The 13,494-nt window shown below is 39.5% G+C and carries 10 protein-coding genes; 1 reads left to right on the plus strand and 9 read right to left on the minus strand.

The genetic code is table 11. From position 1 onward, the window contains the following. Positions 1–4 precede the first annotated feature (4 nt). The gene (locus LEP1GSC058_RS03795) at positions 5–1,555 is read left to right on the plus strand and encodes a glycosyltransferase (protein ID WP_016548084.1); all 1,551 of its coding nucleotides are present in this window, start codon (positions 5–7) and stop codon (positions 1,553–1,555) included. An 8-nt stretch (positions 1,556–1,563) separates the two neighbouring features. On the opposite strand, the gene glf is transcribed toward LEP1GSC058_RS03795, so the two are convergent. The 9 genes from glf to LEP1GSC058_RS19770 form a co-directional block, all read right to left on the minus strand. Next, positions 1,564–2,709, minus strand: a complete 1,146-nt coding sequence (gene glf / locus LEP1GSC058_RS03800; RefSeq protein WP_016547922.1) for a UDP-galactopyranose mutase — start codon at positions 2,707–2,709, stop codon at positions 1,564–1,566. Continuing rightward, positions 2,693–4,477 carry a glycosyltransferase family 2 protein gene (locus LEP1GSC058_RS03805; RefSeq protein WP_016548206.1) on the minus strand — a complete coding sequence of 595 codons (1,785 nt, stop codon included), beginning with the start codon at positions 4,475–4,477 and terminating at the stop codon, positions 2,693–2,695. Before LEP1GSC058_RS03805 ends, glf begins: the two co-directional genes overlap by 17 nt. A gap of 148 nt (positions 4,478–4,625) precedes the next feature. After that, a complete protein-coding gene (locus tag LEP1GSC058_RS03810; protein WP_016548150.1) occupies positions 4,626–5,735 on the minus strand; it encodes an O-fucosyltransferase family protein in 1,110 nt (369 codons plus the stop codon). Between the two features lie 46 nt (positions 5,736–5,781). Further along, the gene (locus LEP1GSC058_RS03815; RefSeq protein WP_016548283.1) at positions 5,782–6,912 is read right to left on the minus strand and encodes a glycosyltransferase family 4 protein; all 1,131 of its coding nucleotides are present in this window, start codon (positions 6,910–6,912) and stop codon (positions 5,782–5,784) included. 242 nt (positions 6,913–7,154) lie between these two features. Beyond that, positions 7,155–8,033: a glucose-1-phosphate thymidylyltransferase RfbA gene (rfbA, locus tag LEP1GSC058_RS03820; protein WP_016548237.1), complete on the minus strand. Its 879-nt coding sequence runs from the start codon at positions 8,031–8,033 to the stop codon at positions 7,155–7,157. Beyond that, entirely contained in the window at positions 8,030–9,091 is a 1,062-nt protein-coding gene (gene rfbB / locus LEP1GSC058_RS03825) for a dTDP-glucose 4,6-dehydratase (protein ID WP_016547961.1), read from the minus strand. The genes rfbA and rfbB overlap by 4 nt, the downstream gene beginning before the upstream one ends. Before the next feature lie 6 nt (positions 9,092–9,097). Beyond that, on the minus strand, positions 9,098–10,393 hold the full coding sequence (locus LEP1GSC058_RS03830; RefSeq protein ID WP_016548021.1) for a glycosyltransferase family 4 protein: 1,296 nt from the start codon (positions 10,391–10,393) through the stop codon (positions 9,098–9,100). Between the two features lie 201 nt (positions 10,394–10,594). After that, positions 10,595–11,551 (minus strand): glycosyltransferase family 2 protein, encoded by a 957-nt coding sequence (locus tag LEP1GSC058_RS03840; RefSeq protein ID WP_016548132.1) that lies wholly within the window; start codon positions 11,549–11,551, stop codon positions 10,595–10,597. Positions 11,552–11,855: 304 nt separating this feature from the next. Next, positions 11,856–13,487, minus strand: a complete 1,632-nt coding sequence (locus LEP1GSC058_RS19770) for a hypothetical protein (protein WP_016547803.1) — start codon at positions 13,485–13,487, stop codon at positions 11,856–11,858. Positions 13,488–13,494: the final 7 nt, after the last annotated feature.

Here is a 13,494-nt window from a genome sequence, read left to right on the forward strand (position 1 = left end):
GCTCATGCGATTGTACGAAATCCGATTTTCATCAGAAGGCAAAACGGAGGAATCCGAACTTTATCTAAAAAGTAGCGGTCCGATATCGATTGTCGATAATCGCTTATCCTTGGAGAAAGGGACCCAAATTAGCTTCGGCACTTATTTCAATTCATTTTCGGTCAGAAAATGGAAGAAATACACCTCCGTGTCCGATCTGGAAATACGTGTTGAAGGAAAAGGGGAATTTTCGGTTCGAATTGTCGGAGCGAAATTGGCGAAGGCAGGAATTGTGTATGATGTTCTTTTAGAACGAGAATGTCAGGGGAATTTTAACGAAAAGATTAATTTAAACGTCATAGACTGCGATCTATTGTACCCCGAGATCATCGCTAAGAAGGCTAATTGCGAAATATACGAAGTAGGCTATCATTCCGGATTCGGCGAGAATGAAGCACGACTCGCGGTCGTATTTTGTACGTTCAAGCGAGAAGATTTTATCAAGGAAAATCTGAAAAACCTAAAATCCGGAATATTAGAGCATCGGAATTCTCTTCTGAGGAACCGCATTCAAACGTACGTTATCGATAACGGACGAACGCTTAACAATGAGAATATTCCGGATTTCATACGCGTAATTCCTAACCCGAATTTAGGGGGAGCAGGCGGATTTACGCGAGGAATTATTGAAGTTCTTTCGAATTCCTCGTTCAGTCACATCCTCCTATTAGACGACGATATAAAATTCTCCATTACATCTTTGGAAATCGTTTATTCGTTTATATCGGCGATCAAAGAAGACTACGCCGAGCATTTCATAGGAGGCGGGTTGATCGATTTAGAAATACCTTATCTTCAATACGAAAGAAACGCTTCGTGGAACGGAGTATCGACCAGAATCAACGGAAGCAATCTTGACCTTAGAATAACCGAGAATCTAATTCGGAACGAGATCGAAGATGAAACTCAAGGATTATATGCGGGCTGGTGGTTTTGCTGCCTTCCGGTAAAATCGGTTAAAAAATTAGGTTTCCCTCTCCCATTCTTTCTAAAGGGAGACGACGTCGAATATTCTTTGCGGAATGAATCGAAAATTCTTACAGTAAACGGTATTGCAGCCTGGCACGAAGCCTTTCCGAAGAAGACGCGAAAATGGAATTACTATTATCAAATCAGAAATTATCTTTTCTTAAGCGTCCTTAGATTTGAAAATTATGACCGAACCGATCTTTTAAAGTTCTCTCTTTATCGATTGATAAAGAACACGTTTACGAGAAACCATCTCGCGTTAGAGTATACAAGAAAAGCCTTATACGATTTTCAAACCGGCGAGCTCCCCGAATCGAGCGAGGCTCAACTGCTCCAGAAGTCCGTCCTTGCATTGAAGCCGGGAACAGATTCTTTGATTAAGCTGGGCCTTGAATGTTTGTCTTTAACGTTTCGAATTTGGAAAATTTTTCCCGAGCTTTCGACTAAAATCAGAAAGAATGCGGACCGTTATTATAGATTCCCTTTTTGGTCCGAATATCTGAATTTAGATAATAAAAAGGATTCCGCAACCGACATGGGTCATTAAACGAACTATTATTCCGCCTTCCCGATAAATTCTTTTGCTATCGCCCTTGCCTCTTTAATTACGTGATGCATATCCATATATCGATACGTGGCTAATCTACCTAAAAAAGTCACGTTCTTTTGCTGCACGGCCTCCGCTTCGTATTTAGCGAATTTTTCCATATCTTCGTTTAATCTTTTCGGATAATACGGAATATCGCTCGGCGAAGTTTCCTTACTAAATTCCTTGAACCAAACCGTTCGTTGATGCACTTCCCAAGGAGCAAAATGCTTGTGCTCATGAATTCGCGTCCAAGGCACGTCAACATCGCAATAGTTTAACACCGCATTCCCTTGGAAATCGCCTTCTCCTTCATTACGCTCAAAAGTCACGGTCCGGTATCCTAATCGACCATGGCGAAAGGAAAAATACTCATCAATCGGGCCGGTATAGAAAATGTGATCGAAGCCTAGCGAATCCCGTTCAGGTAAAAACTTTCTATTCAACGTTACCTGTATATTAGGATGATCCAGCATCTTACGGATAATCTCCGTATATCCTTCTTCAGGGATACCTTGGTACGGATCCGCATAGTAATTATCGTCGTAATTAAATCGCACCGGCAATCGTTTCAAAATCGACGCGGGGAGTTCCTTAGGATCGCAACCCCATTGCTTTCGAGTATAACCGTAAAAGAAGGCTTTGTATATTTTCTCACCGAGAAATTTCAAAGCCTGTTCCTCGAAATTTGCAGGCTCATCGATATTAACCGCAGCCTGAGATTTTAAAAATTCTCTCGCCTCTGCGGGGCCTAACTGAGTTCCAAAAAGTTGGTTGATCGTATGCAGATTCACCGGCAAGGAATATACGGCGCCTTGATGCACACCCTTTACCCTATTCACGAAAGGTCTGAAGCGAACGAAGGAGTTCACATATTCCCAAGTATCCAAATCATCCGTATGGAAAATATGAGGGCCGTATTCATGGAGCATTACGCCGGTCGATGCATCGCGATGAGTATTACAATTCCCAGCAATATGGGAGCGTTGGTCTAAAACGGTTATCTGCGGTCTGGGAGATAGACTTTCCGATAGTTCGTGAGCGACAACGGCGCCGGAAAAACCGGCGCCTACGATGAGGATTTTGCGAGAGTTTTGATCACCTGAATGGTGCAAGCTTTTGTCTCCAAAAAGATTCGGAACTGAATCCGTTAAATTCCTCGCGCCAAAGCGAAGATAAACGGCGATGATGAATAACAATTTCAAATATTATACGAAGAGCGGATAGCGCAAGACGAAAAGTTTTTGCAACGCTTTTGGTTCTCACGTACACTTCCGGACGTCGTTCGTCAAAATCAAAAAGTAAGGAACTCCCTGAAGAATTAAAAACGGCTTTAGCAACCCCCCGCGATCGATTCATGCGAGAGGGAAAAAAAGAGAAAGAAATCAAATTGAAGCTAATTAAAGAAAACGGCAACAATGCAGCATTAAATATAATTTGCATAACTCCGTTCCGTCTTAATAACGGCTTTCCAGTTCCGACAGTTTCAGGAGCATATTTTTTCATTACCTCGATGTGTTTCGCTTCCATGTCCAAACCAGATAGCAAGCTCGGACCGCCCAAAATATCCCTTATCCCGTCTATGGCGGCTTTCAGAGTCTCATATTGGAATGTAAATAGATAACCGAAAAAACGAACGATATAAACTTTGATTAATGACCACCGCCCTTCGTTATTCAAGGCAAAATGCAAAATTCCGTAATTTCTATAATTATAATATTCTACCCATGGATTAACTTTCGCATAAAATGGTTCGTGCCAAACCGCCATCCCTGGAAAAGATAAGACCTCCGATCCGGAAAGTGAACGAACCAATCCGAATGCTATATCATCGCCCCTAATAAAGAAAGGCGGATATAATGCCGTCGTTTCATCTTTCTTCGTACCGAACCCGGTAAAAAAAAAGCCCGAATAATTCTTTACATTTCGAGTATCGGCCATTGCATACGATTGCAAATTTTCCGGTCGACTCAAATCGATTCCTGCATAATAGGAATTAATCCGAGAATCCTCGACGTAAAATTTAGCTCCGGCTTCGACAACTTCCCTTGGTCGCTTCAAATCGAACATAGCGCCGGAAAGCAATAATTTATCCGGTTCTATCGATGAATCAAGTATCGAAATCAATCTAAAAAAAGATTCCGGATGAATGATTGCATCGTCGTCGCAAAATGCGAAATAATCGAAATTTCCTTTATCTTTTGCTTCAAGATAGGCTCGGGCAAAGCCTCCTGAACCGCCGTAATTTGGATTAGAAAAAAGATAGCTCTCCAAATCTGTCGGCATTTGGGAAGATGGAATCGTTCCGGCGTTATCAGAAATAAAAATCGCAAGTCTTTTTGCAACGACAGAATCTTCGAGCCAAGTTTTTAGATTACTGAACAAAAATTCTTCGCGCTTATAGGTGCAAATACAAACTGCTAATCTGCCTGATCTCCGAGCCGCTGAAGTTTTCTTCAGATTTCCGTTGGAAAATTTTAAATTACTCCCGGCTTTCAGTTTCGGATAAATCATATCCGGCGATTCAGAATTAATTTCCAATTCGACTGTTATTAAAAGTGAACCGTCCGAATTGTTTATATCTTTCGTAAAGAAGGTGGACTTGCGGCCATCTCGAAAACAAAATTCAATGCTTATATTCCCGTCGCCTTCGATTAAACATTCAAAACAGTATTTCCCGGGTCCGTAAATTTTAATCAAATGCCGAGGAAAAATCGCGTTAAAATAGGAAGCGAACGACAGAGATTCCTTCGCAGAGAGAATTAATGTCGAATTATCATTTTCTGGAGAGTAAGAAACATTGCCGACTCCGGAAGAAGTCCCAAAAAAAAGATATTCAGATCCTTTTAAAATCGGAGCGACGAATCTCTGAATTTCATGCATTAAAATGGGAACCAATCTTATTACTTTTAGGCATCATAAAATTCCTCTATCAATATATATCCTGATTACCGGTTAAACGATTAGCGCATTAAATTAGAAGTTCGATCGATTAATGGATGCATCGCCGGTTCCCATGCAAAAATTACGGTTAAAGAATAAATTTCTCACCCGAAAGTAGAGGGACTTCGACCCCATTCCAAGTCTCGATTATAGTAAAGGATTCTAGGCGAATTTTCTCGCGTAATGAAAATATATGGAAAATCGGCACTCTTCCGGAAAAAGAAGCCCAACCTGAAAACGTGCTCGGGGGTCCGATAATAAAGTCGCATCGTGACATGAAATATAAGTCTTCAGCCGTAGTTCCGTCCGACATTTGAACATTTACGGAAGGAATTGAATACTCCGCATCTTTTTCATCGGAAAAAATAATAAATAGAATTTTCTGAAATCCTGCTTCTTTCAATACTTCACTTACTTCGGCCATTTTCCGTTTAATATCGTCAATTTCGAAAAAGAATTTTCCATTTAACCATTCCCGATAATCTTTTCTCCTATGATGGACCGCGACAATCTTATCAAACTGACTCCGAAGAATTTTAATTCTATTAACAACTTTATCAATCGCTTCGTCCTTAAAAGCGAGAAATGTTAATACGTCTTCATGCATTTGACGGCTAGTATCGAATCCGCCGATACGATAACGCCAGCCGGACATCAGCAAAATTTTCGATTTAAACGCCTTCTTCAAAAAAGAATCCGAGTCAAGATAAAACGTTTTGCCGCAGAAATTCTTCACATTGGATTCCGAATCAGCTGCATCAGAATATTCAAAAAAATGCAAATTCTCGGCGATAGTAAACGGGAACAGACGAATCTTCAATTGTAAGGCAGAAATCACTTTCAGATAAAAAGGATATCGCTTCCAGTTTTTCGACTTGAGAAGAGACCAATTCTTCAAATGCGCCGGGTAACTCGGGACAAAATTCGCATCGAATTGCTTAAAAAAATGGGCGTATTCGCCGAAGGAAGGACAAATAAAAACGCAATCATACTTTTTACAGAATTGAATAAAATGTAAAAACAGGATCAATCGATTACCTAGCTGCCCATAAGTTCCGGTATAAACTACGACGCGCTTCTTTAACCGAATACTCAGCCAAAGTAATCGAACATACAATAAAAGAATTGCGGGCGAACTTAGCAGAACTCGCAAGAATAGAAGAAATTTCCCCTTGTTGATAATTCTACTTAATCGCAAATCATTTCTTCCCAATAGCGCACTGGATAGATAATCTCATCCAACTTTAATATGTTTTGTCGAATGCAACTGCTCGATAAACGTTTGCAGTTCCGGTAGCCATTTTTTTCAAAGAAAAGTCCAAGATTCGCGAGGTAGCCAATCGTAAAATCCTGGTACGCTTTGGACCGTCCTTCCACGCCTCCTCAAGAGATTCGAGAAAGGAAGCGCCCGATTCCGGGTCAAAGTAGAAAGCGGCGTCCCCTCCTACCTCAGGCAAACTACTACGGTTCGCCAAGAGTGGCACGCAACCATTTGCCATCGATTCAAGAACCGGTAATCCGAAACCCTCGTATAGCGACGGAAAAATAAAAACGTATGCATTTTGATATAAATACCGAAGCTGCGCGTCATCCACATCCATTTGAATAATTCTCGTTTCCATATTCGCTTTCCGAATTTTCTCTATCTCAATCCGATTAAATCCTCCTCCCCCTGCACAAAATAGGAAACTGTCAGGGTTTTCCTTTAGGAAGATTGGAAGATACTCCAAAAGGAACTGAAAATTTTTATATGTCCCCCTACCGCCGACGAATAAGATACATTTTCCTTCCGGCAAAGAGACGCGTTCCTGCCTTAAAAATTTCACTGCAGGATCGATAGACAATAATACTGTTTCGATTTTCTCCTCCGGGATTTTATATGTCTTCAGTAGATCTCTTTTAGTACATTCAGAAATAGCGATAATGCGTGCGGCCTTTTCGATTAATGTAGGTTTATAGTAGGTAGTCCGGTCGTTCTTAAAATCGTTCGGATATTTTTCATGAATTAAATCATAAACCGTTAGAACAAAAGGTTTATCCTTTAAAAAAGGCAAAAAGTACGGGAAGTAATAGGTAGGATGAAATACGTCAAATTCGTTAGAAATTAGGCTCGCTAGCGAAAAAGGAAGATTTACATAACGAAGCAAACGTCGTTTGCCGGGAATTTTAAAGTCGTGAGGGAAAAGACGATTATAGAATTGAGGATTCCAAACTTCACGGACATATTCATTGGAACTGAATTCGAGACTTAATTCAGCTTCTATTCCGAAAGACGAATCTGTTCGAAATCCTTGTATCAAATTACTGAAATATCTAGAAATCCCCCCGTACCTTTGAAGAGAAAAAATCTGATGATCAAAAAGGACTTTCATCATTTCATAATATATTAACGGCTAAAGTATTCCGAATGGACATAGCGCATCGGTGATTCGAGTTTATTTTTTAAAAAGTCGATGAAAAGACTTTTCTTCATTCTCCGAAAGTATTCGGTTATTTCTAGATATGTATCTTAATGATAAAAGATACTCGGATACGACAAAATCTCCCCATCCGATTATACCGACGAAGAATCCATCTTCAAATTACTACAAAGCACGTAAAAATTGAGATTATCTCCTTAGAAAATATTCTCGGTAATTATTCTTTGTAAGTACTGACCGTATGAATTCCCTTTCAAGCTTCCGATTATTTTTTCCATTTCCGAATGAGTAATGAAGCCCTTGCGATATGCAATCTCTTCCAAGCACGCTACTTTTAGACCCTGTCGTTTTTCAATCGTACCGATGAATACGGACGCATCGAGCAAAGATTCCGGAGTTCCGGTGTCTAACCAAGCAAATCCTCTTCCCATAACTTCGACGGATAAATTGTTATTCGCTAAATAGACTTTATTAATGTCCGTAATCTCTAGTTCGCCGCGAAAGGACGGATTTAGAGATTTTGCTATTTCTACGACGCTACTATCATAAAAATAAAGTCCGGTTACTGCAAAATTCGACTTAGGAGCCGCAGGCTTTTCTTCGATAGAAATGGCTCTTCTATCGCTGCTAAATTCAACCACTCCGTATCTTTCCGGATCATGTACGGGGTAAGCAAAAATCGTGCATAGATCCGTCTTTAAATCGGCCCTCTCCAGCATTTCCGACAGCGCATTTCCGAAATGAATATTATCTCCTAAAATCAGAACGGAAGGACTTCCTTCGATAAATTTTTCCCCGATGATGAAAGCCTCGGCAATGCCGTTTGGATTCGGTTGCACTGCATAATCGATTTGGATGCCCAAGTGGGTTCCGTCTCCTAAGAGGGTTTTAAATAAGTGTATCGATTCCGGATTAGTTATAAGTAATATTTCCCGAATACCTGCAAGCATTAAGGTTGCCAACGGATAGTAAATCATCGGTTTATCATAGATCGGTAAAAGCTGCTTAGAAACGACTCGAGTAACCGGATATAAACGGGTACCGGAACCGCCGGCTAATATTATCCCTTTTCTCATGTTAAACGATCTTTCCTTTCTAAAAATTCCAACTTATTATCGGTCTTTCCGGTAAGTATATCTTTCCACCACACGTCATTCGCTATGTACCATTTGATCGTTTCCTCTAGAGCGGCATCGAATGTGAACTCAGGTCTCCAATCCAATTCCGTTTCAATTTTATCGGGATTAATCGAATAACGATAATCGTGACCCGGTCGATCCTCCACAAAATGAATTAGTGATTTATAGGAAATTTGTTGAGGAGCTAGTCGATCCATTATTTCACAAATCGAAGTTACGATATCTAGATTTCTACATTCATTCCGACTACCAATATTATAACTTTCCCCTATTCTTCCCTTTTCTAATACTAAACGAAGAGCATTGCAATGGTCTTCGACATATAGCCAATCACGGATATTACTTCCGTTCCCGTAGACAGGTATTTGTTTCCATTGCAAACAATTTATAATCGTGACAGGAATTAGTTTTTCAGGAAATTGAAAGGGGCCAAAATTATTCGAACAGTTGGTCGTAATCACATCCAAATGATAGGTATGAAAATAGGATCTCACCAAATGATCGGACGCCGCTTTGGAAGCGGAATAAGGAGAATTGGGCTTATAACATGAATTTTCGGTAAATGAAGGATCCGATTCGGACAAGGAACCGAAGACTTCGTCGGTCGAGACGTGAAGAAATCGTATTTTTCTTTTACTCGCTATAATTTTTCTTTTAACCGATTCGAGTAAGTTAAATGTTCCTACGATGTTCGTATTTATAAAATCACCGGGAAATGCGATTGACCGATCGACATGGCTTTCCGCAGCTAGATGAATAATCGCGTCGAAATCGTTCCCAGCGAAAAAAGACTCGACCTCGGCAATATTAGAAATATCGATTTTTTTAAAGGAAAATCTCTTATTCGAAAACCAATCCGATAAATTGTTCAGATTACCCGAGTATGACAACTTATCCAATACTACGACCTCGTAATCGGCCGTATTCTTCAATATATTACCTACCAAATTGGATCCGATGAAACCTGCGCCACCGGTTACTAAAATTTTTTTCATTCTAATTCAAAATATCTCAGCAGTCTCGGACATTCTACTATTCGAATAAGCCTGCACTGTTCGGCTCTCGCAACTTCTCCAATCGAATTTTCTAGCCTGAGCGATCGCCTTCTTGCTCAAGTCTTCTCTCAAAGTTCTATCCGTTAAAACATTCAATATATTTCGTGCGAGGCCTTCTTCATCCGTCGGTTCCAACAGAATGCCCGCGTCTCCGATAACTTCGGGAATTGATGAGGAATTTGATGCTATCACTGGAACTCCGCATTTCATTGCTTCCAATGGAGGCAATCCAAAACCTTCATAAAAGGACATATAAACGAAACAGCTAGCTCCACTATACAATTGGGCCAAATCAGAATCCGCTGCATAACCTGTTACGACAATTCTCTCCTTCGCCTCGGAAGAAAGTGCAATTTCATCAAAAATCGAATCATAATTCCAGCCTTTCGTTCCGACTAAAACTAAATTTGTATCCGGAACATTGCTCGAAATTACCAGCTTCGCAAACGCCTTAATAATGACTTCCAAATTCTTACGAGGTTCTATAGTACAGAGACTTAATATGTATTTTTCGGATCGTATTCCATATTTCGTTTTTACCTTCTCGATCGCGTCCGTATCGGATACCTTATAAAAAGATTCCGAAGCGGCAAGATAAGTTACGAAAACTTGAGCAGGATTAATATCGGGTCTGTATTTACAAAGGTCGAACTTCGTAGATTCTGAAATGGCTATCACGTTCGTTTTACGATCGATCGATCCGATAATCCTATGAATTAAATGAAATTCTGAATTAACGAAATATTTCGGATATAGTATCGGAATTAGATCGTAAATCGTAATGACTTTGAGGATATTAGACAACCTGATATATTCGGGAATAGGCAAAAAAGGAGAATGAAAAATAAAATGAGAATTCAAATATTGCTTCGGAACGGCTCTCCTCATTTTTTTTAGAAAGAAAATCCTATCGATGAATGCAAATAAAAAAAATAACGGATAAAGAAGGGGCCGATTGCTCCACCATTCTTCTCTGAAATACTTACTGTATATAACTTTATAGAAAAGGGAAATTCGACTCTTTTTGCCTGGATAAATGAAACGAGAATCGTCATATTCATTTTCCCTTAAATAACAAATGCAATTTTCAAAATTTCCATCAATCGAACAAAGGAATAGTTCGATATTTCGATCCTGAAGCAACTGAGTTAATAAATTCTCTATAACTCGGAAAACGCCGGTTCTGGCTTTATTGTCCTTCTGTGCCCAACCTAATACTGATATATCAAATATTACTTTCATATCGCTCGAATTCGGTTCGAGAAACTCGAATCATAGAGGAAGATATAGATATTCTTAGCCCTACCGGATTTGAATATGTAATGTTCTTTCCGCTCCACGTATTATGACATACAATTCTGGTTATGAACGAATTCTCGGTTTCCAAAACGGAGATCAACTCGCATCCATAAGGTATTTTTTGCGTATGCATAAAGTATTCCTTCACCGAGATCCCCCTCGGACGATGGTTGAAAACCTATTTATAGAAATACGACCGTAATTAAATCTAAAATCAAGTAATAGAAAAACTAGAACGAATATTGAACGATAAACGAATTTTCTTTTTATAATGGAATTTTTGATATTTTCTTTAATCCAAATTCCCACATAGTGATATAACCAATGCTCCGAAACGACTCCGAGGAGGCTATTTTGCATCGCCAATATCTCAGAATGGACTTTCAGCCTAAAACTGGTTTTCGTTTCACCATGAATTCTTGTACAAGCAAGGATTCTCGAAATAAAATTCAAAGGATATAGCATTGAAATCCTGAGCCAATATTCATAATCCATACAGTAAGCGAGCTTTTCGTTGATTTCCCCTGCTTGGTCAAAAACCTCCTTCCTGATAAAAACGGAAGGTTGCGAAATATAACAATAATCGAATAACCGTTCCCGATCGTAAGGCTCCGAAGGGTAAGGTTCAATGACCAAATCGTCGGCGGTTATATGAAGACTTCCTCCGTATAAGAAATGAATATTAGAATCGCTAAAGGCAGATACTGCTGTCGCTAATGCGCCGGAAACATATATGTCATCCGAATTCAGCCAAGAAAGAATTTTACCGTTCGCCAATCTCCATCCTTTATTAATTGCGTTAGCTTGCCCCTTATCCTTTTCGCTAAACCACCTATAGCTTAAACCCAAGCAACCTACGGATAATTCGTTATCTTTTCGCGGAAGATAATAATTCAAACCGTCAATGTTTGCGACAATCTGTCCCGATAGTATGATCGCTTCGATTTTCTTTATGATTGCAACGGACGAGTCTGTAGAACCGCCGTCCATGATGATATAATCGAGATAAAATTCACCTTCCTGAGATAAAACGGAACGTATAGTTCTCTCTATGTACTTATCTTGATTGAATGATGGGGTGACAGTCGTAATAATAGTCATTGAAATCACTTTTCAAGATCTGAACGTTCTCAGATCTCTAGCTGATCGCATTAGTAAAAAAGTTCAAATAGTATGGCGTCTCGAAAATTTCAGCATTTAAGATCCCGATTCCCTGACGCTTAAGGAATGCTCCTTGTTTAAAAAAACCGAGGTATTCATTTACAGTGCTAAAATGCGCTTAGTGTGCATCACCAATTGAGCCGATCACACAGCAATTAATATCCTTGAACAAGCTAACAGTTAATGGACCGGCTGCAACGATCAGAAGTGAGGACTTATTTCAATATCAAGGAATGACAGCCATTTAATCGTTAAATCGGCGAATACGACCAACAATGTTCCTTAGAAATCTTCTTGGATTGATAAACATGTATTGCAGCCAATAGAACGGACTCCTTCGAATTATTTGAAAAATTCGATTCCCTAATTCCTCCGGTCGATGCAGCTTCCATTCACCGAGTAGACGCATCTTTCCTGCTCCGGCGGGAATCGGTATATTCAAGAACGCCGGATTTAGACGAATAAATTCAACCCATCCTCCTCTTTGGCTTATTCCATTGTGACGGATATTCTTGGGATCAACCCTAACCTCAGAGTTTATGTTACCCGTCGATTCAAACTTAATACTTTCCAGCCGAACCGAAAGGTATCCAAAATTAATTGGGGTCCAAGAAATATGAGTATCGCGCGAGGAAAATCTCCCTAAATCAAAATCAATTTCAAAGAAATTATTTTCTAAATCTAGCGGCCCTACGTTGATTCCTCTATCCCAGTAGGTAACGTTTTCTTTAGCTGGAAAAAATGTTGATTGAATTCGTTTTTGAAATCCGACTTGTTTGCCGTCAATCAAGGAATTTAATTCAGATAAGACATTATCGGAATACGTTAGTCTAAAATTATTTCTGATCAGAAAGTGTAACGCTTCAGCATCGTCAAACGACGATGCTTTACCCGCCAATATGGATAAAGCATAAAGAATATCGTCTCGATCCGATAGCCTTCCTAATAAAGCTGCCGATGGTTTCGGGAAATAAGTGCTTAGATTATCCGGTAACTTCACCTCGTCGGTTTCCACGCCTGCGTAAAGATCTTTATACTCAAGTAATTGAATTAAATAATTTTCATAAAAGCATTTATATGCTCCGTCGAAGATTTCATATCCACCGGTGTGTCCCCACCAGCCGTCGCTTAGAATTTTAAAATCGTGAAAATGATAAAATATAACATGGAATTCCGTCTTCGATTTTAAATCTATTCCAAAAACTGAATTATCTTTAATATAAAAGCAATACTGTTGTACGTTCCAGGAAGCGATTCCAGCTCCCAAATTATTTAATACGTGAACGCCTTCAAATCTGTCATACCAATCGTCCAGGTATTTCTGATCGCCAAATTTTCCATTCTCGATCGTTGCATAACACCATTCTATGCACTTTTGCCGCCACCATTGGAGCGCTTTCATGCCTCTTACATCGTTTTTGAAGGATATAAACTGTACGCAATATATGCCGCTTATCGAGGACTGATCATATTTCGGAGTATATCTGTGTTCGGTCAAAAGTATCGAACTTTCGCCCATTTCATCCAGAAGAACTTTCGGATCTGAAAGAAACATCAAATCTGCGTCAATGTAAGTGCATTGATCCAGGTTAAATGTATGGATACAATAGGCGATAGTAGATGGAGTGCACGTCCAGCAGTATTCTTGGATCGTACGACTCTTCTTGATCTCCAGCAATTCCTTATCTTCGAATTCCTCCAAAGTTATGGCAGTGACATTTGGAAGATTCAGTTTCTTTAAAGCGTTAAAAGTTTCGAAGTCGAAAGCTATCACATAAACGTGATACGGAGTCAGACAAAATTTCTCTAAGGATTTAAGAAGTACGATACCTCTCGAAAAATATTTAGAATTAAAGAGTGTGCAAAAATTTAACATGAATCGA

It is taken from the genome of Leptospira fainei serovar Hurstbridge str. BUT 6 (assembly GCF_000306235.2).
Lineage (GTDB): Bacteria > Spirochaetota > Leptospiria > Leptospirales > Leptospiraceae > Leptospira_B > Leptospira_B fainei.

Bases quoted from the DNA above. Each gene is read 5' to 3' on its own strand.
- rfbA (WP_016548237.1), bottom strand. From the start codon at position 8,033: ATGAGAAAAGGGATAATATTAGCCGGCGGTTCCGGTACCCGTTTATAT.
- rfbB (WP_016547961.1), bottom strand. From the start codon at position 9,091: ATGAAAAAAATTTTAGTAACCGGTGGCGCAGGTTTCATCGGATCCAAT.
- LEP1GSC058_RS03795 (WP_016548084.1), top strand. From the start codon at position 5: ATGCGATTGTACGAAATCCGATTTTCATCAGAAGGCAAAACGGAGGAA.
- LEP1GSC058_RS03815 (WP_016548283.1), bottom strand. From the start codon at position 6,912: ATGATGAAAGTCCTTTTTGATCATCAGATTTTTTCTCTTCAAAGGTAC.
- LEP1GSC058_RS03840 (WP_016548132.1), bottom strand. From the start codon at position 11,551: ATGACTATTATTACGACTGTCACCCCATCATTCAATCAAGATAAGTAC.
- LEP1GSC058_RS03830 (WP_016548021.1), bottom strand. From the start codon at position 10,393: ATGAAAGTAATATTTGATATATCAGTATTAGGTTGGGCACAGAAGGAC.
- LEP1GSC058_RS03805 (WP_016548206.1), bottom strand. From the start codon at position 4,477: ATGCATGAAATTCAGAGATTCGTCGCTCCGATTTTAAAAGGATCTGAA.
- LEP1GSC058_RS19770 (WP_016547803.1), bottom strand. From the start codon at position 13,487: ATGTTAAATTTTTGCACACTCTTTAATTCTAAATATTTTTCGAGAGGT.